The 25,581-nt window shown below is 57.1% G+C and carries 23 protein-coding genes; 8 read left to right on the forward strand and 15 right to left on the reverse strand.

The window, feature by feature from the left end; translation table 11 throughout:
• Together ACQY5R_RS17220 and ACQY5R_RS17225 are read right to left on the reverse strand one after the other, a co-directional pair.
• Positions 1-191, reverse strand: a 191-nt coding sequence (locus tag ACQY5R_RS17220) for a hypothetical protein (RefSeq protein ID WP_428610432.1), incomplete at its 3' end; no start/stop codon positions are given.
• 287 nt (positions 192-478) lie between these two features.
• Entirely contained in the window at positions 479-976 is a 498-nt protein-coding gene (locus tag ACQY5R_RS17225) for a retropepsin-like aspartic protease family protein (RefSeq protein WP_428610433.1), read from the reverse strand.
• A gap of 442 nt (positions 977-1,418) precedes the next feature.
• On the opposite strand from ACQY5R_RS17225, the gene ACQY5R_RS17230 reads away from it, so the two are divergent.
• Complete coding sequence (locus tag ACQY5R_RS17230) at positions 1,419-2,660, forward strand: GGDEF domain-containing protein (RefSeq protein ID WP_428610435.1); 1,242 nt, start codon at positions 1,419-1,421, stop codon at positions 2,658-2,660.
• Here the strand turns inward: ACQY5R_RS17230 and ACQY5R_RS17235 are convergent.
• A complete protein-coding gene (locus tag ACQY5R_RS17235; protein ID WP_428610436.1) occupies positions 2,605-4,590 on the reverse strand; it encodes an SLC13 family permease in 1,986 nt (661 codons plus the stop codon). The genes ACQY5R_RS17230 and ACQY5R_RS17235 overlap by 56 nt on opposite strands.
• Before the next feature lie 407 nt (positions 4,591-4,997).
• Between ACQY5R_RS17235 and ACQY5R_RS17240 the strand changes: the two genes are divergently transcribed.
• A complete protein-coding gene (locus tag ACQY5R_RS17240; RefSeq protein ID WP_428610437.1) occupies positions 4,998-5,153 on the forward strand; it encodes a hypothetical protein in 156 nt (51 codons plus the stop codon).
• A 78-nt stretch (positions 5,154-5,231) separates the two neighbouring features.
• Here the strand turns inward: ACQY5R_RS17240 and ACQY5R_RS17245 are convergent, their stop codons facing one another.
• The 6 genes from ACQY5R_RS17245 to pta all read right to left on the reverse strand — a co-directional run bounded on the left by ACQY5R_RS17245 (position 5,232) and on the right by pta (position 13,047).
• On the reverse strand, positions 5,232-5,720 hold the full coding sequence (locus ACQY5R_RS17245) for a methylated-DNA--[protein]-cysteine S-methyltransferase (RefSeq protein WP_428610438.1): 489 nt from the start codon (positions 5,718-5,720) through the stop codon (positions 5,232-5,234).
• 80 nt (positions 5,721-5,800) lie between these two features.
• Entirely contained in the window at positions 5,801-7,237 is a 1,437-nt protein-coding gene (locus tag ACQY5R_RS17250) for an AlkA N-terminal domain-containing protein (protein ID WP_428610439.1), read from the reverse strand.
• A gap of 114 nt (positions 7,238-7,351) precedes the next feature.
• The gene (locus ACQY5R_RS17255; protein WP_428610441.1) at positions 7,352-9,115 is read right to left on the reverse strand and encodes a SulP family inorganic anion transporter; all 1,764 of its coding nucleotides are present in this window, start codon (positions 9,113-9,115) and stop codon (positions 7,352-7,354) included.
• Positions 9,116-9,463: 348 nt separating this feature from the next.
• A complete protein-coding gene (locus ACQY5R_RS17260) occupies positions 9,464-9,646 on the reverse strand; it encodes a hypothetical protein (protein WP_428610442.1) in 183 nt (60 codons plus the stop codon).
• A gap of 87 nt (positions 9,647-9,733) precedes the next feature.
• Entirely contained in the window at positions 9,734-10,942 is a 1,209-nt protein-coding gene (locus ACQY5R_RS17265; protein WP_428610443.1) for an acetate/propionate family kinase, read from the reverse strand.
• Entirely contained in the window at positions 10,939-13,047 is a 2,109-nt protein-coding gene (pta, locus tag ACQY5R_RS17270) for a phosphate acetyltransferase (protein WP_428610445.1), read from the reverse strand. The genes ACQY5R_RS17265 and pta overlap by 4 nt, the downstream gene beginning before the upstream one ends.
• Positions 13,048-13,252: 205 nt before the next feature.
• Between pta and ACQY5R_RS17275 the strand changes: the two genes are divergently transcribed.
• A complete protein-coding gene (locus ACQY5R_RS17275; RefSeq protein WP_428610446.1) occupies positions 13,253-14,878 on the forward strand; it encodes a formate--tetrahydrofolate ligase in 1,626 nt (541 codons plus the stop codon).
• Positions 14,879-15,004: 126 nt separating this feature from the next.
• Here the strand turns inward: ACQY5R_RS17275 and ACQY5R_RS17280 are convergent, their stop codons facing one another.
• Positions 15,005-16,174 carry a cation:proton antiporter gene (locus tag ACQY5R_RS17280; RefSeq protein ID WP_428610448.1) on the reverse strand — a complete coding sequence of 390 codons (1,170 nt, stop codon included), beginning with the start codon at positions 16,172-16,174 and terminating at the stop codon, positions 15,005-15,007.
• A 92-nt stretch (positions 16,175-16,266) separates the two neighbouring features.
• Positions 16,267-16,476, reverse strand: a complete 210-nt coding sequence (locus tag ACQY5R_RS17285; protein WP_428610450.1) for a hypothetical protein — start codon at positions 16,474-16,476, stop codon at positions 16,267-16,269.
• A gap of 182 nt (positions 16,477-16,658) precedes the next feature.
• On the opposite strand from ACQY5R_RS17285, the gene ACQY5R_RS17290 reads away from it, so the two are divergent.
• From ACQY5R_RS17290 to ACQY5R_RS17305, 4 genes are all read left to right on the forward strand, one after another.
• Entirely contained in the window at positions 16,659-17,138 is a 480-nt protein-coding gene (locus tag ACQY5R_RS17290; RefSeq protein ID WP_428610451.1) for a hypothetical protein, read from the forward strand.
• Positions 17,139-17,256: 118 nt separating this feature from the next.
• Positions 17,257-18,234, forward strand: coding sequence for a CDF family Co(II)/Ni(II) efflux transporter DmeF (gene dmeF, locus ACQY5R_RS17295; RefSeq protein WP_428610453.1), 978 nt, complete (start codon positions 17,257-17,259; stop codon positions 18,232-18,234).
• Positions 18,235-18,253: 19 nt separating this feature from the next.
• Entirely contained in the window at positions 18,254-18,529 is a 276-nt protein-coding gene (locus ACQY5R_RS17300) for a hypothetical protein (protein ID WP_428610455.1), read from the forward strand.
• Positions 18,530-18,609: 80 nt separating this feature from the next.
• Complete coding sequence (locus ACQY5R_RS17305) at positions 18,610-19,410, forward strand: alpha/beta fold hydrolase (RefSeq protein ID WP_428610456.1); 801 nt, start codon at positions 18,610-18,612, stop codon at positions 19,408-19,410.
• 22 nt (positions 19,411-19,432) lie between these two features.
• Here ACQY5R_RS17305 and ACQY5R_RS17310 read toward each other — a convergent pair whose 3' ends face one another.
• Positions 19,433-21,088: a methyl-accepting chemotaxis protein gene (locus tag ACQY5R_RS17310; RefSeq protein ID WP_428610457.1), complete on the reverse strand. Its 1,656-nt coding sequence runs from the start codon at positions 21,086-21,088 to the stop codon at positions 19,433-19,435.
• A gap of 509 nt (positions 21,089-21,597) precedes the next feature.
• Here ACQY5R_RS17310 and ACQY5R_RS17315 point away from each other — a divergent pair.
• Positions 21,598-21,876: a c-type cytochrome gene (locus ACQY5R_RS17315; RefSeq protein ID WP_428610458.1), complete on the forward strand. Its 279-nt coding sequence runs from the start codon at positions 21,598-21,600 to the stop codon at positions 21,874-21,876.
• 40 nt (positions 21,877-21,916) lie between these two features.
• On the opposite strand, the gene ACQY5R_RS17320 is transcribed toward ACQY5R_RS17315, so the two are convergent.
• The 3 genes from ACQY5R_RS17320 to ACQY5R_RS17330 all read right to left on the reverse strand — a co-directional run.
• Positions 21,917-22,378 carry an Hsp20 family protein gene (locus ACQY5R_RS17320; RefSeq protein ID WP_428610459.1) on the reverse strand — a complete coding sequence of 154 codons (462 nt, stop codon included), beginning with the start codon at positions 22,376-22,378 and terminating at the stop codon, positions 21,917-21,919.
• Positions 22,379-22,670: 292 nt separating this feature from the next.
• Positions 22,671-23,774, reverse strand: a complete 1,104-nt coding sequence (locus ACQY5R_RS17325; protein WP_428610460.1) for a lipocalin-like domain-containing protein — start codon at positions 23,772-23,774, stop codon at positions 22,671-22,673.
• 1 nt (position 23,775) lies between these two features.
• Positions 23,776-25,581, reverse strand: a 1,806-nt coding sequence (locus ACQY5R_RS17330; protein WP_428610461.1) for an ABC transporter permease, incomplete at its 5' end; no start/stop codon positions are given.

The following is a 25,581-nucleotide window of genomic DNA, read 5'->3' on the forward strand; positions in this document are numbered from 1 at the left end:
TCGGCGGTAACCGGGCTTTCCATAACGGGCGAATTTTCAGGTAAGTCCGTTTTAAACCCGGGTGCCGGCTGTGTAGCCGTTGTATCCGTGCTATCCAGGACTGGCGGCTGACCCTCGGCACTCCAGCCGGGTAGCGTGATCAGCGCCGCGACGGCGCCTGCCAGTATTGATTGTCGAGTGACTTTTTTCATGATGATCTCCTTACGTTGGGGTGGTATCGGCCCGTTCTAATGGGCGGATTGCCCTCGTGGGCGCTTATCGACCCAATCAGCAAGTTGCTTGCCAGGTTGATTTCGGAGAGGTGAACACGGCCGTGCAGGCCCCGTGGCAGGGGCTTTTGCGGCATGTAACGGAGCGGCGTCTGCCTGTGATGGTGGAGATCAAGCCGGTTTTATTGCCGTACCGGCCGGGTAATTGTCGCTATCTCGCGACACCCTGGAACCCCTGGAACGGGCGGTGGGACAGTGTTTGCTGAGAATTACTTTTCTGTGGCGCTGGCCAGCAGGTCGTTCTGGGGGCAGTTACTGAGAATCAGGTTAGGCGGGTCGAAAGAGAAGATAAAAGGACCGGCCTGTTTCAGGGCACTTAAGCCGAGTATTTGGCGGGTTTTGCCAGGAAATACCGCCGCTTCCACGTTGTTCAGCGGGCAGCCGCCGCCGATATTGAAATGTGCAAGACGATACACCGGTACCACCATTTCGGTGCCATTGGCCAATATCCCGCGCAAGTCGCGCAGGTAGTGGGCCTGCTCGAGACGTTTTAACTCGGCCAGCGTCTCCTCGTTGATCGTGGTATAGCCGGAGCCGGTATCCACCATGAAATCCATCGCCTCCAAGTTGCCGGCCACCGCCTTGACGTAATAGGTAGTGGCACTACCGACCTGCATGGGGATATGGGTGTCGAAATCTTCGGCGACGGCGGTGTGACCCGACAGCAGGGTTAACAGAGCGGCAATGGCGGGGGGCAATCTTTTCATGAGTCGGTATCTCGTGTCCGGTTAGAGGACAGGCCCTGCATGGCCCCGTTTGGTGACCCATGGCGGTCTGCAATGGGTCTTTGCCGCGTCAGTGTCTGATAACAGAATGATTTCCATGGTTTATTCCTGGTAATAAAACCGCGGCTACTAAGGTAGCTATCGGTTGCCTGAAAGGATTGTTTAGGAGTTTTTCGTTACTAGGAATAGGGAGGTGCGTTGTGTATCTGGTGGTGAGATCGGAATTAACCTAATCAAAACTACCGAAGAAGCATAAGATCGTCGTCGATTGGTCGCATAATTGAGTACAATTGTTAATAAAGGCGATGTATCGATATGAAATGAAGGCTGGTTGACCCCGTATTATCGATTTTGGAAAGGGAGGGGGAAAAGGATTGTATCCAGTGCCTCGGATCGTTTGATCCAATATGAGGGTGACGAAGTTATGGTTGAACTGGATATAAGAACGTTATCGCTACTTGCGATGTTGGTTTCCATCCTCATGGCGGGTGCCATGGTGGTGATATGGCGGCTCAATCCCAATGAGCGTAGCGCCCGCTATTGGGCGTTTGGAAACCTCTCTATTGCCGCTGGTTTTCTTTTCATCGGTCTGCGCGGCGTTGTGCCGACCTTCGTCACGGTCCCCCTTGCCAATACGCTGATTATATTCGGATATGGGTTACTCGCTGTGGGTGTCTCGACCTTTCTGGAGCGAACCGTCCGTTGGTGGTGGGTGGCGGCCTCGACGACCCTGGTATTCATCTCTTTCCTCTATTTTACCTATCAGGCGCCAGCCATCGGCCCGCGTATCGTGATTATTTCGTTATCGGTCAGCTTGCTCAGCCTACTGGCAGCCAATCAGCTGTTCAGGGATCAAGTTACCCATATGCAGGGTGTGCAGCGGTTGACCGGTGGTGTGTTTGTACTCCACGCCCTGTATTTGACGCTCCGGGGCATCATAACCTTGTTGGATGCGCCGTTACGGGATCTTTTCTCCGGAAACCTGGTTCAGTCATTGGCCTTCCTCGATGTCATTCTTGTGTCAATCTGCCTGACCTACGGTTTTTCGGCCATGATCAACAGGCGGTTGCAATTTCATCTCAACCACCTGGCCCACTACGACGTGTTGACCCAGGTATACAATCGGCGCGCCTTTGAACAAGCCGTGATAAGAGAGTTGGCGCGCTGCCAGCGGCGAAAGGATCCGGTGTCTATTCTGTTACTGGATATTGATCACTTCAAACAGGTCAATGATCGCTATGGACATGCGGCCGGTGATGAGGTGCTCCGGCAGTCCACCCGGATACTCGGATCTGTCCTGCGGCAGGAGGATATTTTGGGCCGGATCGGTGGTGAAGAGTTCGCCCTGTTATTACCCGCCACTTCGCGGCAAAAGGCGAGCGAGGTGGCAGAGCGGGTGCGCCTGGCGGTTGCCGGGAATGTGGTGGATACCCAGGCCGGCCCAATTCAGATCACCACCAGTATCGGTACCGTTACCAGTCAAGACGTTACCTGTGGATGGGAGTGTCTGTTCAATCTGGCCGACCAGGCGCTTTACCGAGCCAAGGCGCAAGGCCGTAACCGGATTGCAGCCGAACAAACACCGCCTGACTTCCCTTCGGAAAACCGCCTTACAGAAACAGCTGCATCGCCACCATCATCACCAGCAGAAAAAGTAGTGTCATGACGCCGCCAGCTCGCATGAAGTCAGGTACCCGGTAACCGGCCGGGCCCATAATCAGGGCATTCACTTGGTGGGTCGGGATCAGGAATGAATTTGAGGTGGCGATGGCCACGGTCAAGGCGAATACTGCCGGGTCGGCTCCGGCACCTATAGCGATGTTGACGGCTAGCGGCACCAGCAACACGGTTGCGCCCACGTTGGACATCACCAGGGTGAAGAAGGTGGCCAGTACGGCGACAGCGGCTTGAATTACCCAGACCGGTTGCTCTCCGACTACCTCCAGCGTCTGTTCAGCGATCCATTTGGCGGTGCCGGTAGTTTCTACGGCCAACCCAAGTGGAATCAGTGATGCGAGCAGGAAGACGGTTTTCCAACTGACCGCCTCGTAGGCCTCTTCAATCGAGATGACCCCGGAGAGGATCATCCCGATGGCCCCCGTCAGTAGTGCAACGGACAGGCGGATATCGGTAAACAACACCATGGACAAGGCGATCAAGAAAAACAAAGCTGCCCAGCCCACCTTATGCGGTCGCAACTCTTCCCTTGGGTATTCCGTGGTCACCACTACGAAGTTGCGATCTTGTTCCAACCTCGCCAGTGCCTCCCAAGTTGTATGCACCACCAGGGTATCGCCGGCGATGAAGGGGATGCTGCGGATATCATCGCCTTCACGCATGGTCTCCCCGTTGCGGTGCAGGGCGATCATGGCGATGCCGTACACCTTGCGCATCCAGACGTCACGGGCACTCTTGCCGATCAGCTTGGATCCGGGGGGTATCAGTACCTCGGCGATGCCGGCCTTGGTCGCAGCCAGTGATTCGGTAAAAGTGCGCAGCTCATCGCGCTTTTTGAGCCCGAAGGTCTCGACGAAAAGGTCGATATTACGCGACTCGGCAATGACTCCCAGGACCATACCATTCTCAATGGCGGTATCACGGGCCAGTGTGCCCGGTCCGATCTGGCTCTCGGCTCCGGGGCGTTTGTTGGCGATGACGCGGACTTTATATAGCGTTTCAACATCATCCAACTGCTTGCCGATCAGTTCACTGCCATCGGGTACTACCAGCTCGAACAGACTGAAGCTGACGCCGTAGAGATCGCGAAAATACTGCATGGCACCAGAGGCGGTGGTACTGCTTTCACTCTGAGTGGTGGGGAGCACGAAACGCCCCGCTAATACAAAATAGATCACCCCGGTGGTGACCAGCATCAGACCGATGGGGGTGACGGAAAACAGGCCCCAGGTGGCCATCTTCTGCGCTTCGGGCAGGGCGCTGTTCGAAGTAATGATTAAGTCATTGAGCAGGATCAGCGGAGACGAACCCACCATCGTGACGGTACCGCCAAGGATGGCGCAAAAACCCATTGGCATCAGCAGGCGTGACATGGGCAGTTCGGCGCGGGCTGAGATGCGCGAGACCACCGGCAGGAACAGGGCGGCCGCTCCCACGTTTTGCATGAATGAAGAGATGATGGCCACGGTGCCCGAGATAATCGGAATGATCCGCCCCTCGGTTTTTCCGCCGATCTTTAGGATGAAAGCGGCGACTTTGCTCATCACGCCAGTCCGATCCAGACCGGCACCGATAATCATCACGGCGATAATGGAGATCACCGCGTTGGAACTGAACCCGTCGAACAAGTGTTGAGTATCCACCAGCCCGGCACTTAGGCCCATCAACGGGGCGGCCAGCGAGGTAAGACCGAGCAGCACCATGATCACAATGGCGGCCACGTCGACGCCCACCACCTCAAAAGCGAATAGATAGATGGTCAACAACAGCAGCGCACTAACCCAGGCGATTTCTATTGACGGAACATTCATGGCCAGCAGTACAGCACCAAGCAGGAAAAGCCCCGCTGAGATGATCTGCTTCAGCGATAGCGCGCCTGTCTGGGGAACGGTCTGTTCCTCATCGGCCAATGTGTTCATGTATACGCTCCCTAACTACCATTTTGTTATCTGCTAGGCGATCAGCTATTTTTTGCGCTTATTGAAATTCCGGATCAGGGCGGGACTTCATGGCGGTAGGCAACCCGTGAATGATTACCGGAACGACCATACGGTGGCTGATTTTATCGCTATAACTTATTGATTGTATTTGAATTGATCGGTTGGGCACCGATCGCCTCTGGGAAAAGATACTACAAAACATAAGACTACTCTAATTTATTAAATTACGGGTAGCGCAAACTGTTTTTTATGAGAACAAAGGTCGCCTATCGGCCAAATGCCGGCTGGAGCCGCCGTATAAAGGCCTGATAGACAGCTGGACCGTTTAGCAGAGTTCCGATGCTCTATATAAATTTCCTGCGTTATCTGGGAGCGCCGATGTGCGGGTGAGTTATAGAAGAGGAGATGGTCTGGCGGCCAGTGTGATCGCCGGCTTGGCCTGGGATCGATTCGGCTCCCAGGCAACCTTTCTGTTGGGGTGTGGATTTGCCCTGCTTAGCGCGCTGGTGGTCGCCTTTGCCTGGAGTCGCCACAAACTGTAGTGCCGCATCCGCTTTGCATGTCGGTGTCAGCCGGTCGGTTTACTGGCGCATTCGTTCAGTTGACGGCGTTGGCCGCCATTACTCCAAGGCGAACCGGGTGTTTCCCTGTTCCAATGCCAATAAAAAACGTTTGACCTGTATGCCGCCCCCAAATCCCGTCAAGCTGCCGTCCGCACCGATCACCCGATGGCAGGGGATGACGATCGGCAACGGGTTGCGTCCATTGGCGGCCCCCACAGCACGCACCGCCTGCGGTTTATGGATTCGTCGGGCAATATCCGCATAGCTGCGGGTTTCGCCGTAAGGAATGGTTTGCAGGGCGCTCAAGACCTTGAGCTGGAACGGGGTGCCGCGCGGTCGTAGCGGCAAATCGAATGTGGTGCGGCTGCCGGCGAAATATTCAGTCAACTGTTGTTTTACCGCCTTGAAGGGTTGTGCATCCCGGACCCAATCAGGCGCAGGCTCGACCCGGCCCTTCCCTTCGGGGAAACCGATCCATTCTAGCCCGCTTGTGTCACCCGCCAATAAGAGTGGGCCAATAGGTGTGTCGCAGTAGTCGTAGTTCATCTGACATATCTCCGTGTTGCCCCCTGGTGGGCGGTCTTCGGCCGTAAAAATTGGCAGTCCTGCCAATTTTTCATAGCTGTTTATCCATTCAATTGTGTGGCGGCCTGCCACAGGTGCATGCCGGCATAGGCGCGCCAGGGCCGCCAGTCGGCGGAACGTGCCAGAAGCGCCCCTGAATGCTCGTCGCCATACAGTTGCCGGGCGACTTTGAGCAGGACCAAATCGGCGTGAAGGAAAGCGTCCGGGTCTGACAACACCCGCATGGCGATATAGCCGGCCGTCCAATCGCCGATCCCATTGATGGCGGTCAGGGATTGGCGTAGGGTTTCTGCGTCCACCCAACGATTCAGATTGACCGTGCCCGAGTCTACCGCCTGAGCCAGATGGATAATGGCCCGTGCCCGCGATTGCGGCATGGGGAATTCCTCCGGTTCGGCATGCAGCAATTGCCGTGCGCTGGGGAACAGGGTGATCCCATTGATTCGGCTACCGAACCGTTCAGCAATACGGCCCATGACCGTGGTGGCCCCGGTCACGGAGATCTGCTGGCCGACGATGGCCCGCACCGCCAGTTCGAAGTTGTCCCAGGCGCCCGGGACCCGCACGCCGGGGTGGGCGGCCAACAGCTTTTTCAACACCTTATCCCGCGACAGGGTGGCGGCGATCTCCTGCGGGTCGGCATTTAGATCGAACAGATTGCGAACCCGTTCCACCCAAGTGAAAAGGCTTTGCGTCGACGGCAGGGATAGTCCACAGACCAGCGCCTGGTCCGCCTCGCTGTGGCTGACGCTGATAAGGCCGGTTTGGCCATCCAGCTCGATATGCCGATGCCAGGTGCCATCGCTGACCCACTCTACGCCGGGTATGGCGCGCTTGGCCAGAAAGGCTGTCATCGATGCCCAGCAGTACGGTTTGCGATAGGGCAGTTTGATGCGGAACAGATTGTCCGGCGTCGGCCGGTTCCGATCCCGCACCGAAGAGGGTGGGCGGTTATAGACGCGGCGGAAATGATCATTAAAGCGGCGCACGCTGCCGTAGCCGGAGGCTAGCGCGATATCGGTCATGGAGAGGCTGGTTTCATCGATCAACTTTTTGGCAAATTGCAGGCGCCGTGTCTGGGCGACGGCGATGGGTGATGCCCCGAGATGAGTTTGAAACAGGCGGCTCAGGTGGCGGCTGGTGATGCCCAGGCGGTCGGCCAATGTTTCGATGGAACCGCTGTCCAGTGCCCCTTCCTGGATGAGCCGTAGCGCCCGGGTGACGCTGGTTGAGGTACCGCACCAAGCCGGTGTACCGGGGGCAGCTTCCGGTCGACAACGCAGGCAAGGACGAAAGCCCGCCTCGGTGGCCGCGGCGGCAGTCTTGAAGAAAAGGACGTTTTGCGGCTTTGGCTGCCGTACTGGACAGACCGGGCGGCAGAAGATGCCGGTGGTTTTTACCCCGACAAAAAAACGCCCGTCGAAGCGGGGGTCTCGGGTCTGCCTGGCCTGCTCACAGGTTCTTGTGTCGAGGTCCATGCACGCTGCCTGCACTGAAATGGTATTGAAGCCATCTTAGTGCAGTGCATGACAGAGTGCTAGCCAGAATCGGACCTGGTGTTTTTTTCTCCGATTGATAGGTGACAGGTGAGATCAATTTTTGTTACGGCACTCCTGAAAGATGTGGTTTTCGCACGTTTCACAAACCGATTTATTCAGCTTGTGGTAAATCGCGTGCAGCGCGGCGTTCTTTGACTGGAAGATATTGCGGTCGCCGATCACATCCAGGTCACCGCTCTTCTCCAGGGAATCCCACAGCTTCTCTTTGACGTTGATCAGGTAAAGTTTACCGCCGGAATCCTGCCGCCGCTTCGCCTCTTCAACCAGGGCGTGACTGCCCTGCAGATCCACAAAGTTGATGCCGCTGGCGATGATGGCCAGATGCTTCTTGTCCGGATGGTTGGTGCGGATACGGTCGAACCGCTCCTGCAGGTGATTGACCGAACCGAAGAACAGGGATCCGTCGATACGGATGATCTTCAACTGTTTGCACTCCGGCAGGTCGGGATCGCTGGAGAAGGCGTGTTTGTAGAGACGGTGGTCAGGTACCCGGGTGACGATATTGGGTTTGGAAACCCGTTCCAGATAGAGCACCAGGGAGAGCAGAACGCCGGCAAAGATGGCAAATTCCAGCTCCAGGAACATGGCGCTCAGCATGGTGACCATCAGCACGGCGGTTTCCCGCTTGGAGGATTTGAGTATATGGCTGATCTCCTTGAAATCGATCAGTCCCCAGGCCACCAGAAACAGGATGCCGGCCATGGCTGCCTTGGGCAGGTAGGCGGCATAGGGGGCCACCAGCAGGACGATGACCATCAGTATCAGTGCGGCAAAAATGGAGGCCAACGGCGTCTTGGCGCCGGATTGGTAGTTGAGTCCGCTACGGTTGAAGGAACCGGTGGCAACATAGCCGGAGAAGAAGGCTCCGGCGATATTGGAGAGGCCCTGGCCGATAAACTCCTGATTGCCGTCAATGCGGTAACCGCCCCGGGCAGCCAGGGAACGGCCGATGGAAACCGCCTCGGTGAGGGCAAACAGGGTGACCGCCAGCGCGGTGGGGGCCAGGTCCTTTACGTGTTGCAGCGATAGGTGCGGTGCCGACAGCGGCGGCAAGGTAGCCGGTAGGGCGCCCACATTGGGTATCTGCGTGGTGGCATGGCCAAACCAAGTATCCAGCAATACCGAGAGAATACTGCCGGTCAGCATGGCCGCTATCATATAGGGCATGCGTGGAAACCAGCGCTTGAAGGCGATGCCGGAGAACAGTGTTACCAGGGCCACGCCGGTTACCCACGGATTGATCTGCTGCAACTGCTGCGAGAAATTGAAAATAATCTCATGCAGGTGACCGCCGCTGTCCATCTCGATACCGAAAAAGTGCTTCAGTTGCTTGGCGGCGATCAGTGTCGCGGCCCCGGCGGTGAAACCGATGACAACGGAGTGCGAAATGAAATTGACCAGAGCTCCCATCCTTGCAAGACCCAGGGCCAGCTCAAACACACCTACCATGAAGGTGAGGGTCAGGGCCAGAATGACATAGTCGGGGCTACCGGGTGCGGCATAGACCGACAGGGCGGAGAAGAGCACCACTGAGGCGGCAGTGGTCGGTCCGGAAACCAGGTGTTTGGAGGAGCCGAACAGGGCGGCAATGATGGCTGGGACCATGCCGGCGTAGAGGCCGTATTCCGGTGGCATGCCGGCTATCGTGGCAAACGCCACGCCCTGTGGCAGGACCACAATGGCGCCGGTCAGGGCGGCAATCAGGTCGGCGCGCAGGTCGCGCTTGTCGATATTGGGAAGCCAGTTGGTAAAGGGGAGTAAAAAGCTTAGGGCAGGGTGCAGTGCCATATTACGCATCAAATCTTTGTGATTACCTCGTGTCAAAACTAAAGCCGGAACGATCCTGTACAGATATCTCAGCTATCTGCCGGTGTGACCACGGCTACTTCAGGTTTCCGGGATGAATGAAACTCAAACTCCGGACAGGCAGTCTGCCAGGCAGATAGGGAAGATAAGTTGTTGATTCTTCAGCATCCAGAACGGATTGTTGAGCGCGCTGATGTTTCGATACATACCATACTACAAACAATAAGACTTTTCTAATTTATTAATGTTACTCCTAGGGTTAGACGGGCTTATGGATGTTGCTGATCCTTGTATCGGCAGAATGGGCGTTTTCTTGAAAGCTCTGCCGATGGAGTATGCTTAATCGGTGCTGACCAAACGCTTATAAACCGATTCTGCGATAGACAGCAGCTCGGCTTCACTTATCTTCGGGTAGAGGGTGCGGGCAGTCTGCATACCGATCTCCAACTGGCCATCTCGGCACAGGCCGGACATGGCGGCTTGCTCCATCGCTTCGAGAATGGTGGCACTTTTCTTATCCATGGATCTGGTCAGTTCAAGTATCCGGAATGGGATTGTATCACCCGCTTCACCCCCTATCGGAAATCGCAGTTCACTCGGTTGCTTCCGTTATACCCCCGTGTCCCCGATGACCGCCTGGGTGCAGCGGGCGATTTCCAGTTCTTCATCGGTGGGGATGACCAGCAGTTTGACGGCGGCCTCTGCCTCGTGCAGTGACTGGATAGCGTCTCCCGCGGTTGGCTCTTCGCCGCCGCTTAGGCGTATGCCCAATGCCTCCAGGCCGGTGCAAATCTGCTGGCGAAGCGCGGCGTCATGTTCACCAATGCCGCCGGTGAAGATGATGGCATCGACCCGCCCGAGTGCGGCGTAGTAGCCGCCGATGACCTTTTTTATACGGTAGGCGAACATCGCCCTGGCCAGCCGGGCGTCTGCATCGCCCTGCCGGGCTTTTTTGCTCACCTCGCGCATGTCACTGCTGCCGCAGATCCCTTTCAATCCGCTCTCTTTGTTGAGTAGTTTTTCCAACTGCTCCGGTGAGAGACCCGCTTCACGCAGTAGATAAAAGTGCAGTGCCGGATCGATATCGCCGCAGCGGGTCCCCATCATCAACCCTTCCAGGGGTGTCATGCCCATGCTGGTGTCGATGCAGGTGCCCGCCTGGATCGCCGCCGCGCTGCAGCCGTTGCCGAGGTGCAGGGTGACCAAGTTTAACTGCTCCAGTGGGGTCCGCAGGTAGGCCGCTGCCTGTTTCGCCACATAGTGGTGCGAGGTGCCGTGAAAGCCGTAGCGCCGCACCTGGTAGTTACGGTAGAACCGTTCCGGTAAGGGGTAACGGAAGGCGTATGACGGCATAGTTTGGTGGAAAGCCGTGTCGAAAACGGCCACCTGGGGGAGATCGGGGAAGAGGGTGCGTGTTACTTCTATCCCCTCCAGATTGGCGGGATTGTGCAGGGGCGCCAGGGGGATCATATCGCGGATCGCCTCCATCACGCTCTCATCGATCAGTACCGGTTGTTTGAAGCGCTCACCGCCGTGCACCACGCGGTGGCCGATGGCTGTCAGCGGTTGCCGCGAGTCGAGCGCACCGCTGGCGTCGAGCTGTTCCACCACCCATTCCAATGCCCGGTGGTGATCGGCTGCCGGACCGGTGGATTCCCAATATTGGGCGGCTCCATCTTCATCCCGCCACCGCAGCCAGTGCCGGCTCTCCGCCTGGCCAATCCGGTCGAGCTGTCCCGAGGCGAGCGGCTGCGTCTGGTGATTGAACAACTGGTATTTGATGGAAGAGCTGCCGCTATTGATTACCAGTATGGTCATGCCTTGACCTCCAGCGAATCATTCTCTTGAGCCTGAATGGCGGTGATGGCCACGGTGTTGACGATGTCGGTCACGCTGCAGCCGCGGCTCAGGTCGTTCACCGGTTTGTTCAAACCCTGGATGACCGGACCGATCGCCACCGCATTGGCGGAGCGCTGCACCGCCTTGTAGGTATTGTTGCCGGTGTTGAGGTCGGGGAAGATAAACACCGTGGCCTGGCCGGCCACCTCGCTCTCCGGCATCTTCGAATGGGCGACGTCGGGGTCGATGGCGGCATCGTATTGGATCGGGCCTTCCAATTTCAGGTCCGGGCGAAAACGCCGTGCTAGGGTTGCCGCCTCCCGCACCGAATCGACATCGTCCCCCTTGCCGGAGACGCCGGTCGAATAGGAGAGCATCGCCACCCGGGGCTCGATGCCAAACATGGCGGCGGTGGCGGCTGAGCTAATGGCGATATCGGCCAGTTGTGCCGCATTGGGGTTGGGATTGATGGCGCAGTCGCCATACACCAGCACCTTGTCTTCCAGGCACATAAAAAAGACGCTGGAGACCAATGAACAGCCGGGCTTGGTTCGGATAATCTCAAATGCCGGACGGATGGTATGTTGAGTGGTGTGGGCGGCGCCGGAGACCATGCCGTCGGCGTAGCCATGGTGGATCATCATGGTGCCGAAGTAGCTGACATCCGCCATGGCGTCGTAGGCCATCTGCTCGGAGATACCCTTGTGCCGGCGCAGTCGGAAGTAGGTGTCGGCAAAGGATCTGCGCCATACCGAAGTCTGGGGATCGATCATCTTTACCCCGTTGAGATTGAGGCCGAGCTGGCTGATGCGCTGGCGAATCTTCTCTTCCGAACCGAGCAGGGTGATCTCCACCACCTCGCGCAGTAGCAGGATCTCGGCGGCCCGCAGGATGCGCTCGTCAAACCCCTCCGGCAACACGATATGTTTGCGTGCCGACTTGGCGCGCTGAATCAGCTCGTATTCGAACATCAACGGGGTCTTGCGTCGGGTTTTGCTGAGAGAGATCCTCGCTTTCAACTCTTCGCCGTTGATGTATTTCTCCACAATACCCAGTCCGGCGGCGATTTTGCGCTCATCCGACGGCAGGATGCTACCCTCCACCTCATTGACCTTGAGCGCGGTGCTGAAGGTATCCCAGGGGGCGCTGAGGATAGCGACGCGGGATTTGCTCAGCCCCTCCAACAGGCGGGTGACCTGTGGCGCCGGTGTCAATCCGCCGGTAAGCAGCAATCCGGCGATCTTCGGATAGCGGCTGGAGGCATCGGCCGCCAGACTGGTGAGGATGATATCCGAGCGGTCGCCGGGGGTGATGATGAGGCTGTCTTCCAGGATGTTGTCGAGGAAGTTGGGTACCTCCATGGCGGCTATTTTATAGTGGCTCACCTCATGGTTGAGGGACTCTTGATCGCCGCTCAGACAGGCGATGTTTAGCGAGCGGGCGATCTCGCCGACGGTCGGTTTTTCCAGGGTTCGATGTTCCGGGAGTACGTAAAACGGCAGGGTCGGGATGGCCGAAACGGTCAATTCGGCGCTTACCTGTTCGATATTGTCCGGGTCCACCCGATTGACGATGGCGGCCAGCAGTTCACAGCCGCGGTTGTTCAGGGACTCTTCCAGCACCCGTACCGCATCCACCGTTTCGTGGGCGGAGCGGCCATAGCCCTTGATTACCGGCAATAACAGGCAACCGAGGTTGTTGGCCAGGTCGGCGTTAAAATCCAACTCCATGGCAGAGGTGACATCGGAAAAGTCGGTGCCGGCGCAGACCACCATATCCATCTGCTGCTCCACCGCCTTGTATTTGGCCATAACCTGTTTCAGTAGCTCGTCATAGCGCCCTTCCGCCAGCAGATTACGCGCTGTCTCGTCGGTACAGCCGTAGAGGGAGGAGGTAGGTAGGTCGATGCCGTAGCGTTCGGTAATCAGGTGGGTCAGGTCATCACTGCCCCCATTCTCCGGAATGATCGGACGGAAGAAACCGACCCGCTTGGTCAAGGCGGTGAGCATCTCCATCATGCCCAGTACTACCACCGATTTTCCGCTGCCGGGTTCGGCCCCGGCGATATAGATGCTTCTTAACATGGTTGCTTTGGATACTTTTTTAAGTGATACGCATATTGTGCGACGCAGCATGGAAGTAGCATAAGGAGTTTGCCGCGGGAATACCATCACTTTTCTGTGACAAAACGGTTTTCTTGGAGGGTATTCATCCGCCCGGATTGGAACCGGGTTACCTTGTGCTTTAATAGACACAGAATAGCCAAAACGCGAATCTAAGGGGTCACCGATGCGCCCGATCCAGGAAATTGCCGACAAACTCGATTTGACCCCAGACGGGCTGATGGTCTACGGCGACTACATGGCCAAGATTCGCTTGGCTACATTGCGGCAGAATACGGCAAGACAAAAAGGCAAGATCGTATTGGTCTCGGCGATCAACCCCACCCGTAGCGGCGAAGGGAAAACCACGGTCTCCATCGGATTGGCGCAAGGGATGCAGCGGTTAGGCGCCCGTGTGGCCCTGGCCCTGCGGGAACCGTCGCTGGGACCGATCTTCGGTATCAAAGGCGGTGGTGCCGGCGGTGGGCATTGCCAGTTGGAACCCTCCACCCGCATTAATATGCACTTTACCGGCGATATGCACGCGGTCGGTGCCGCCCACAATCTGTTGGCGGCGCTGGTCGACAATGCGGTGCACTTTCACAGTGAACTGGATCTGGAACACCGGCAGGTATTCTGGCGGCGGGTGCTGGATGTCAATGACCGGGCCCTGCGGCAGGCGGTGATCGGTCTTGGCGGCCGGCTGAACGGGGTGCCACGGGAGACCGGTTTTGATATCACCGCCGCCTCTGAAGTGATGGGCATACTCTGCCTGGCTGAGGACCTGACCGATCTGAAGCAGCGTTTGGGCCGTATCCTGGTCGGTTTTGATCGTCAAGGCGCACCGGTCACGGCCAGCGGTTTGCAGGCCACCGGGGCCATGGCGGCGCTGTTGCAGGATGCCATCCTGCCCAATCTGGTGCAGTCCAGCGAAGGGGTGCCGGCGCTGGTGCATGGGGGCCCGTTTGGCAATATCGCCCACGGCTGCAACAGCGTGATCGCCACCAAGAGCGCCGCCGCCCGCGCCGATTATGTGGTGACCGAGGCCGGTTTCGGTTTTGACCTGGGTGCGGAAAAGTTCTTTGATCTGAAATGTCGCAGTGCGGGGCTTTGGCCCCATGCTGTCGTGCTGGTCGTTACGGTGCGCGCCTTGCGTCTGCATGGCGGCGGAAGCCCGCAGAGCGGCGGTACGGTGGAGGAGATCTGTGCCGGACTGGAACATCTGTTTCATCATGTGGAGAGCGTGCAGGCGTTCGGCTTTGAGCCGGTGATCGCGATCAACCGATTTGACGGCGACGATGAGGCGGACCTGAAGGCCATTGAGGACGGATGTCGCGCCTACGATTTGAGTGTGGCCCGCTTTGACGGCTATGCCCGGGGCGGTGCCGGTGGTGAAGCGCTGGCAGAAGCGGTGATGGCGGCGACGGAGCGACCCCAGCCGTCGCCGCGTTTCCTGTATGAGTTGGACGAATCTCCCGAACGCAAGATCCTCGCCGTGGCGAGCACCATCTATGGGGCGAGTGAAGTGGTATTCAGCCGTACGGCCCTGAAAGATCTGGAGCGAATACGCGACCTCGGTTACCAACAACTGCCCATCTGTATTGCCAAGACTCACCTGTCGCTCAGTAGCGACCCGTCCCGGATCGGACATCAAGACGGTTTTGAACTACCGGTGGAATCGGTGCGTATCTCGGCCGGTGCCGGTTATCTGCTGGCCCTGACCGGTGATATCGTCACCATGCCGGGGCTCTCTGCCCGCCCGGCAGCACATCGTATCGATCTCTCCGATGAGGGCGAAGTGCTGGGTGTGTGATGAGGGTATGCGTTCCCACGCGGAGCGTGGGAACGAGGTAAAGCCGGGGAGGGTGGGCACGTTTTTTGTGCCCCCGTTGAAGGTGCGGTACGGACAACCACAGGGTTGCCCCCACAAACGGTTGGATCAATCTCGCCGTAGTGTCGCCGACAGGGCAATCGGTGTGGGGTATTTGAACAACACCCGGTAAGTGGAGACCAGGAAGGTAAGCAGGGTGGCCAACTGGATCAGATAGGATGCCTCCAATCCGATCAATTGACTCTCCCAGGCCAGAACGGCCAGCAGCAGGGAAAATTCGCTCAATTGTCCCAACCGGGCCCCCACCTCGGTCGAGCGGGCCTTCTCTTCTCCGACCATACATAACAGCCGCCCGAAGATGACCGGCTTCAACAGCAGCATGGCAGCGGCGATCAGCAGGGCGGGCAGAATCACGTCATCCAGCATACCCAGATCGAATCCGGCCCCGAGCGAAAAGAAGAACAGCACCAGGAAGAAGTCGCGCAATGGCTTCAGGTTTTCCGAAATAAAGAAGGAGACCGGGCTGGTGGCCAGGGATACGCCGGCGATAAAGGCACCGATTTCGTGGGAGAGACCGAGTGCGGTGGCGGCTTCGGCGAGCCCCAGGCACCAGCCGATGGTGATCAGAAAAATGTACTCCTTGATGGTGTCGAACTTCTTCATCAAGGGGTAAAAAACATAACGCACGAATACCACCGAGATACCGATCAATAGGGGTAGGGCAAGCCCCAGCTTCAGGATTTCCAGCAGAGGCGATTCATTACCGCCGCCGCCTTTCATGATCAGCAGCAGCAGAATGGCGATGAGATCCTGAAACAGCAGGATACTGATTACCAGCTCACCGGTATGCTGGTGATGCAGGACGGTGGTGGGTAGCAGCTTTAGCCCGATGATGGTGCTGGAGAACATCATCGCCGCGCCGACGATCAGCGCTTCCTGCAGATTAAAGCCAAACAGCCAAGCCACCAAACCGCCGCAAAACGCAAACAGGGCAGAACTGAGCAGGGTAACGGTGGTGGTCTTTTTCAACAGCAGCAGCAGTTCACGGGGATTCAGTTCCAGGCCCATCAAAAAAAGCAGGAACATAATACCGATACTGGACATCTCCCTGACCAGTTCGCTGTCGCTCACCAGGCCGGCCGCCGAGGGGCCTAACAAAACACCCAGCAGAATATAGGAGATGAGCAGTGCCTGGCGCGCATACAGCGCCAGGGTGGCAAACACGGCGGCACCGGAAAAAATCAGGAAAATGGTAAAGAGTATCGGGTGCTCAGGCATGAACGCTCACTGATTGCATAAATGACGGATATTCCACAAGCATAGACAGCGCACTATCGGTATACCAATGGCGCCGTCGCAGTACGAAACGGCTACTCGTCCTGCAGCTCCTTCAAGCGGGTGCGGTAGGTTTCATCATCGATCTCGCCCCGGGCGTGTTTCTGCTGGAGTATCTTGATGTGATGACCAGCCCACTCCTCCGGGGACCCGACAGAGCGGTTAAGCCACCAGCGCAGGATCAGGATCCCGGGAATGATAAAAGCCAGTCCAGTCGCGACTTTGATAAGTTGGTCTTCCAGCATTGGACAGGTCCTGGGTCAGGTCGATTAGATTGCCAAGCAAAGCATTATACACCAAGACAAAGCATGGCCGTCAGGCGGGATAACCCCTTCCTGATTGTGCAATAACCCTGGGAAATAGAGCTTGTTTATTTCTCCCGTTCAACTAAACGTAAAGGGTATGGCGGTTTTGGAGGGGAGGAAACATGTTTATTGTTGACGATCCGATACTGGCATTGATCGTGCGTTTTGCGGTGAGAGATCGGGAGATAAACGGGACCGATGAAGCTTTTCTGCGGCGACAAGTGGAGACGCTGAAGCAGTACCTGAAGCGATTCCCGGAAAGTGAGCATGGAGATAAAGTGATCGAGTGGATCGCCGAGTATGCCGCCGAGTATCGTTTATCCTGGCAGCGCCAGGTGGTTTCCCGGCAAGCCGGCAAGACCCGCTGCAGGGATTGCCCGATGAACACTTTTGGTGAGGATGTTTTTTGTCAGGTTCACTACAAATGGATGGAATTACTTCGACGCTACTCGCGGGATGAGATGAACTCGATCGAATATGTGAAGGCCGCTTTGCAGATGTTGCGGCAACACAAACGCCAATTGGTGATACGCAAACGGCATGAGGTGGAGGAGCGGCGACAACTCCGCGCCTACCGCGCCGCACGGAATAGGCCTCTCTAAGTCGAGGTTGGGGCGATAGTCAAAAGATAGACGGTCATGCCCCGGTTCCAGGGGTGCCGCTTCAGCGCAGAAAACCCTATAATCCCGCGATACCGAATTTGCAGTACCGGGAACAGATATGCATATCCATTCGCTCGAACAGTGGCGCCACGACCACAATTTCAATATCGATACCTCCGAAGGTGAACGCAGAACCCGCCTGGTGGTGTGGCTGACCGCGGCCATGATGGTAGTGGAAGTCGCGGCCGGTTATCTGTTCGGTTCCATGGCCCTGTTGGCGGATGGCTGGCATATGGGCACCCATGTGGCAGCCCTGGCTATCTCCCTGTTCGCCTATCGTTATGCCCGGTTGAATGCGGATAATCCGCGCTTTAGTTTCGGTACCGGCAAGGTAACGGCGTTAGGTGGATTTGCCAGCGCCATCACCCTGGCGATGGTCGCCTTATTGATGGGGGCGGAGTCGATCGAAAGGTTGCTGGCCCCCGAGACTATTCGTTTTAATCAGGCGATTCTGGTGGCGGTCGTGGGACTGCTTGTCAATCTGCTCAGTGCCTGGTTGCTGCATGGCGGGAGCGCCGACCCTCACCACCATCACGATCATCACGCTGATCATCATGCGCATCACCCTGGGCATCATCATCACCATGACCAAAACCTGCGCGCTGCCTACCTGCACGTCATTGCCGATGCCTTGACCTCGGTGTTGGCCATCATCGCCCTGATTGCTGGGAAGTATTTTGGCTGGATCTGGATGGATGCGATGATGGGAATTGTCGGGGCGATCTTGATTACCAGTTGGAGTATCGGGCTGCTGAAAGAGACCAGCAGTGTGTTGCTCGATTCGGTGCCCAGCGAAAAGATCGGCCGGCAGATCACCGAGGCGATCGAGGGCGAGTCGGATAACCGCATCGTGGATCTGCATATCTGGCAACTGGGACCGAAAAGCTTCGGTGTCATCGTCTCCCTGGTGACCCACCACCCCAAGGAACCCGACCACTACAAGGCGTTGATCCAGCATATCCACTCCCTGGGACATGTGACGATCGAAGTGACCGGCTGCGAAGGCGACAGTTGTGCCATGCCGCCACGGCAATAACTTTGTGACCCACAATCCTATGCCTACACCTGTCGATAAACTGTTGAAGAAACACCCGAATCTGGTTCAGTCCGATATGCTCAAGGTGGAGTCCCACGTACAGCGCGAGCAGGGCGAATGGCTGATCAATACCTTGACCATTACCGGACAGTCGGTGCCGTTTGTCTATAAACGCAGACGACGTTACAAGTCACTGCAAGGTCAGCGGGTCAATATCACTTACTATCCCGCGGTGGATACCGTGGCCGGGATCGAATTTGAAGTGATGAAGGTGGTGCGCATCCGGGTCGCTTGAATTTCCCTGCCGGCAAAGTCTGTTTTTCCACCGTCTGACCGGTTACGCTTGGAGTTGCTGATTAGTTACAAGTGAATCCAATGTATAACCAAGATCAAGCTTTGCTGCCGGTGAATGGGGTCAACCTGGAGTATCAATGGATCGGGCAACCTACACCGGGCCAACCCGTGTTGGTGCTACTGCATGAAGGGTTGGGCTGTGTGGCGATGTGGCGGGATTTTCCGGAGAATCTGGCCCGTACGACCGGCTTGACCGTGTTTATCTACAGTCGGCAGGGGTATGGTGGATCGGAGCCGTTTACCCAACCCCTCGATGTGGATTTCATGCACCGGGAAGCGCTGGACGTGTTACCGGCCGTGCTGGACAAGGCGGGTATCGAGCGGGCGATCCTGGTCGGACACAGTGATGGTGCTTCTATCGCTCTGATCTATGCCGGTGAACGCCTCGATTCCCGCATCACCGGACTGGTGTTGTTGGCGCCGCATCTGTTTGTCGAGGCAGAGACGCTGCACGGCATCCGTGAAGCCAAGCAACAATTTGATGAAGGTGGCCTGGCCGGGCGCCTGCAGCGCTACCATCTGGCACATACGCAAAGCACCTTCCGGCATTGGGCCGGCATCTGGTTGGATCCCCGGTTTGCCAGCTGGAATATTGAATCCAGTCTCCCCGGCATTACGGTTCCCATGCTCGCGATCATGGGCGAGGATGATCAATACGGCACCCTGACACAGATTCACGCATTGGCTGAACGATTACCCGGGCAGACAACACTTGCCATTCTCAAGGATTGCGGACACTCCCCCCACCTGGAGCAGGGAGATAAGACACTGGAACAGATCTCCCGCTTTGTGGAGAAACTGCAGGGACAGAGCGAGGGCTGATCGACCTGTCCCTGCAGGGTTTTTAGGTGCGAAACTGTCCGGCCATAGCCTGCAGGTCGGCGGCTAGCTGAGCTTGCTGGGTACTGGCCACCGCGGTCTGTTCGGCTCCCTGGGCCGATTGCACCGACAGATCATTGATAGAAACAATACTGCGGTTAATATCATCCGCGACGGCACCCTGTTGTTCGGCCGCTGTCGCGATCTGAGCATTCATATCCTTGATACGGGCAACGGCCTGGTTGATTTCATCCAGCGCATGATCGGCCTGTTCAACCTGGGACAAGCTGTGTTCGGCCTTGGTTTGGCCTTTCTGCATCGCCTGGACCGCCTCTTTGGCACCCTGTTGCAGACGTTCAATCATGGCTTGGATTTCCTGGGTGGATTCCTGGGTCCTGCCTGCCAACGTTCTCACTTCATCAGCCACGACGGCAAAACCGCGACCCTGCTCGCCGGCGCGTGCGGCTTCGATGGCGGCATTGAGTGCCAGTAGATTGGTCTGTTCCGCAATACCGCGGATCACATCCAGGACGCCACCAATATTGTTGCTGTCGGTTTCCAAAGCATGGATAACCACCGCCGCTTGCTCGACTTCATGGGCCAGGTCCCGGGTGGCAATTAATGCCTGTTCGGCCACCGTGCGACCGTTATTGGTGAGTGTGTCCGCTTGTAGGGCCGACTGTTCAGCTTCCGAGGCGTTGCGTGCCACATCCTGAACCGTGGCAACCATTTCAGTCATTGCCGTGGCCACTTGTTCGGTTTCAGACTGCTGCTGCTGGATGCGGGCACTGGTCTCTCCGGTGATAACCGAAGTCTCTTCGGCTGCAGAGGCAAGCTGGATGGTCGTATCGCCCAGCTCCTTTACCACACTCCTGAATTTTTCGCAGATGTTATTGAATGCATTGGCTATCTGACCCAACTCATCGTTGGAGCTGTGGTGACAGCGGACGGTTAGATCGCCACCAGCCATCTTTTGTGAAGTGTCCGTCAAATCACTCACTACATCGCTAATCCCCTTAATGGTAAGGAAGGCGAGTATGCCCAACAGTGCCACTCCGACAGCGATCAGTAGTATGGATATGTTTCGTACAAACCGATTCTCTTCAACCGTTTCGTTATAGGCTTTATTGGCTTCGTCCAGTTGCAGTTTCCAGAGTTTTGCCACGCTGGAGTAGGCGATATCAAAGGTCGGCCCGGTCTGTTTCAGGATCGCTGCTTCCGCTTCCTGATATTTACCCTGCTCAATCAGGCTGGCTACCGCCTTCAGTCCTTGTTTGACGAAGGTCGCCCGTTTATCTGCAAAATCCTGTGCCAACGCTTTCTCCTCAGCACCCAGGGAGGTTGAGATATACTCTTTCCAGATGCCGGTAATGGTGGCGATATTCTCATTGACGTTGGTAATGTGCAGACTGGTAGGGTGATCATGCATCTTCTCTGTATCGGACCCGGGTGCATGCTGGAGCGCGAGCAGTAGCTGGGCATGATTGGTTCTCATCAGGTCGATGATTCTGCTGAGCTTCCCCGTGGGTATCAGCCGATTTTCGTACACCGTCTTAAGGTCATGCTCGGCGGTGCTCATGGCTCGAACGCTGATAATGCCGATAGCGACCAACAATAATGTGGCAAACGAAACCAGAAAAATCAGGCGTGTCTTGATCGAAATGTTGTTGAGTATGTTCACGCAATTTTCTCCAGCACCCAATGGGTGCTCAATGGCTTATTACAAAAGCGTTCCGTAGTGGCGAGAAGCGCTTTATCTACATGGTTGAGAAATTTGCACTGCAAAAATTGGAGTGCGTTACCACCGATCTCCTGTCAGTTATTCCGATAAATACGCCGCTAATCAATCGAGGGACTGCTTGAAAAATGCGTTGGTATGGGATGTGTTAATCATAGCAACCTCAGGTCTGTACATCCCTGTGTGGCGTAACATATCCGTTATGGCTACAGCTTGTGATATTTGTCAGATCGGCTTGGCGGGGAAAATCTTTAGTTGATTACTGTGGGTTTTTAAGCCGAGTGAACTACTCTTCTGTGTGGAATTTAATGTATCGGATGGTAATTACTATTGGAAGTCGCTATGGTGATACTCGGAGGTGTCCCGTGCCTGGAAACCGAGCTCCGGCAAAAAAAGAGGTCAGCGTGTTATCTAAGTTCATCCTATTTGTATTGCCCCCAGTGTTAGTCGCGATGACGGGCTGCAGCGCGGATAATCACGATCATCCTGATCTGGTGACCGGTCATCAACTCTTTGAATACCATTGTGCGCCCTGCCATAAGGCGGATGGTAGCGGTGTTTTTTTAAAAGGGGTCCCGGCCAATCGGGATACCGAACTGTCGGTATGGCAGATTATTCACAAGGTGCAGGATGGTTCGGAAGAGAAAAGCCAGATGCCCAATTTTTCCAAAATGCCTGAACAAGAGGCCGCCAAGATAGCGATCTATCTCAAGCAGCTGGGGCGGAAGTAGATCGGGCCCGATCTTGCGACCGGGCCCGCTGTCAAACAGATCAGGCGGCGTCCACCTTACTGTCGATTACATGGGATGAACGTTTCTGGATCTCGATCCGACGCGGTTTCATCTCTTCCGGAATCTCCCGGACCAATTTTACTTCCAGCATGCCATCCTGAATGGTGGCGCTCGCTACGCGAATGTGATCCGCCAGCTGAAAATTACGCTCGAAGCTGCGATTGGCAATACCGCGATGCAGGAAGGTCCTGTTGTCGTCTCCTTCCTCTTGCTTCTGACCGGAGACGTGCAGCATGTTCTGCCGTACTTCAATCTCCAGGTCGTCGGTGGTGAAACCGGCCACGGCCATGGTAATGGTGTAGTGGTCCTCATCCACCAGCTCGATGTTGTAGGGCGGATAACCGCCGCTGGAGTTGGTGTTGTGGATGGTTTCCAGGGTGTTGGCCAGACGGTCGAAGCCGATGGCGCTACGGAATAGGGGTGAAAGATCATAAGCTCTCATGACGATATCCTCATTAGGTTAAGCGATATTTTCAAGCAGGTGTGTTCAGTCGAACCACACTGTTTCGTGAATCCTTGCGGCATCCACTTGACTATGAATTAGGGATCGCTAAATGGGATTTCAAGCGTTATCAATAAATTTTTTTCAGTGGTTTCTTTCGATCAATCAGGGCAGGCACAGGGGCCTGCCCCTTGCAGGGTTGTGTCATTAGCCATATCGTAGGGGCGGCCCCCTGTGGCCGCCCACACCCCAGACAGCCATAATCACCTGGACAATCCCGTGGTTGCCCGGCTCAATAACCGGTCATTTCCAGATATCCGCGCCCCGACAGACGCCCCTTTTCGTAAACATCCACGGCACCTTCCCAGTAGCGCACGCTCAGGTCCATCTCTTGATCCTCCAGGACCGGCTTGATCTTCAGAATCCGGTTCTGCGTTTTGATCTGTAAGCTCCATTCGATCGGATAACGCCGGCCACTGGAACTCTCCCACCATTTGACCGGAGTGAGGGTTATCTCTTTGAGCGTCAACGGTTGTGATTGACCCTTGGCCGGGATCAGGGTGCCGGCGCTAAAGGGGGTGGCCTTCCCTTCACTGTCGCGCAGACGATAAAACATAAAATTGCTACCGCTATCGAGTTGCAGCGAAAACCAGTCCCAACCGGACTGCTCCCCCGACAGGGCACTGGTTCCCCACTCCCGGTCAAACCAGGAATCGCCGCTCACCGGATAGCTCCGGCCATCCAGGGTAACGCTTCCCTTCGTGTGCAGGCGGGGTACGGAGTAGTAATAGGAAGCGTTACCCGCCTGGGGGCCCTTCTGGCTCAATCCCCGGTCTCCTTGCAGGATGACGCCGACAGTGGGGGTCAAATCCAGCGCGATATCGAACGCCTTGCTTTTGATGTGGATCTGCCAGGGAAAGCTCGATCCCTTTCCGCTCAGCCGCCAGTCCTCCACCCAGACCTGGAAAGGTTCCGCCTCCACGCCTGCCAGGCCGGGGCCGGAACGGACCAGCCTCTCTTCCGTCAGGTGGCGTTTACCCTTGACATCGGTTAGCGCCACATGGGCCATCCAGACCGGGTTGTCGGCCCAGCGTGAGCGGCTGTCGCCGAGGTTTGGCGGGGTCAATGAGTAACGAAAAAATGTCACCTGATAACCGAAGCGGCGGCCGGTTTCGTTATACAGGTTACCGGTAAAGTACCACCACTCGTTACGATACCGGGGGTGGCCGCCATGATCTTGTGGAAAACGGAATGGTCTTACCCGGTCGGCCCGGGCGAAGCCGGCGGCATCGATACTGGAAAGCAGCGCGGTGGCGGAAAATTTTTCCGTCGGCGCGGGCGCTTCGTTACACCCGAACAGGGTCAACGCCAGGAGCAAGCCAAGCCACCCGCGCATGCTACTCCTCCCTCAGCGCCAGCGCGGGGCGCGTGCGTGCCATGCGCAGGCTGGGGTAGAGTCCGGCCAGCAGGGCGGCAAACAGCGCAAAACCGGTGGCTTCCAGCAGGATGTCGGGCGCGAGCTGGCTGGGCATGCTCCAACCGAAGGCGCGCAGGTTGATGACGTGTATCAGGATATCCGACATCTGCCAGCCCAGCGGCATCGCCAACAGGGCGGCCATCAACCCCATCAACAGGGTCTGCAGGCTGATCTGGCCCAGCAGTTGCCGCGGGGTGAGTCCGGTGGCCCGCAAGATGGCGTGCTCCTTGGCGCGCTCCAGTTGCAGCGCCATCATGGCGCTAAGGATGCCGACAAAGGCCACTGCAATCACCAATAGCCGGAGTACGCGGGTAATGGTGAAGGTGCGGTCAAAGATCTCCAGCGACTGTTCCAGTATCTCCCGGTTGGACCTGACCAGCAGGGGACGTGGCGATTGACCGGCCAGCTGTTTGACCCGGGTGAGTAGCGGTTCGATCGGCTGTCCGGGTTTGAGGTAAACGCCCAGGGTGGTGATCCGGTTGTCGTGCCATAGGGCGGCGTAGCGATCGTGTGGCATCACCACCAATCCACGGTCGGAGCCATAATCGAAAAAGATGCCCCCGACGCTAAAACGGACATTGCCGTCGGGCGACAACAGCGAGAATGAATCGCCAACCTGGAGCCGGTTGTGATAGGCGTAGGGCTCGGAGATCAACAGCAGCTCCCCCTTGGCAAAGCGGCCCCAGAGGTCGGGCAGGGTCTCACCCTTGAAGTTGAAACCGCGATAGCTGTGCTTTGCCAGGCCGAGGGCCAACAGACTGACCGGCCCGTGTTCGGTCTCCAGGGTGACGTGGCGACCACTGCTCAAATCTTCCACGCCGGGTAGTGCCCTCAACCGTTCCGGCAGCCAGTCGGGCAGGGGGGCGGAAGCGCGCTTGGAGGCGCTGTGCGTGGCGGTGACGTAGATATCCCCTTGGACAGTTTGGGCCAGCCACTGACCGACGGTGCTGCGAAAGCTCTCCACCATGATGCCCATGCCGATGGTGGCGGCAATCGCCAGCGTCAGGGCCGCGATCGCCGGGCCGGTTCGGCTGAGGCTGGCATCGATGCCCCGCGAAGCCAGTCGGCCGATGGTACCGAAGAGCCGTTTTAGCGGGTGCTGCAGCAGTCGTGAGAGGGGCGGCACCAGCGTCGGCACCAGCAGGCAGTAGCCCATGATGAAACAGAACAGGGCGGCGAAACCCAGCAACAGGCTACGCTCCGAATTCTGCACCAGCAGCAGGCCGCCTCCCATGCCGGCCAGGCCGAACAATAACAGCCAGGGGAGTGCCCGGTGACTCTGCTGTTCGATGACCGAGCGTCGGTTGACGCTGGTGGGTTGGGATCGGGTCGCTTCCCAAGCCGGTACCGAGGCGGCGATCAGGGTGGTCAGCAGGCCGAGCAGGGCACCGGTCAGCAGGATGGTGGGTGACAGGTCGAGCTGGCTGACCGTCAGGGCGAAATAGAGATCATTAATGGTGCGGGTGACCAGCCAAAGCAGTTGCCGCGCCAGCAGGATACCCAGACCCATGCCCACCAGGGTTCCGATCAGCCCGATCACCATCTGCTCAGTCAGGATGGCGCGGAACACCTCGGCCCGGGTCGCGCCCAACAGCCGCATGATGCCGAATTGGCGTCGTCGCTGCAGTACCGAAAAGGTGGCGGTGTTGTAGATCAGGAAGCCGCCTACCAGCAGGGCCAGCAGACTCATGGCGGTCAGGTTGGTCTGGAACGCCTGGCTCATGCT

Source organism: Sedimenticola sp., assembly GCF_050289425.1.
In the GTDB taxonomy this organism is placed as follows: Bacteria; Pseudomonadota; Gammaproteobacteria; order Chromatiales; family Chromatiaceae; genus Sedimenticola.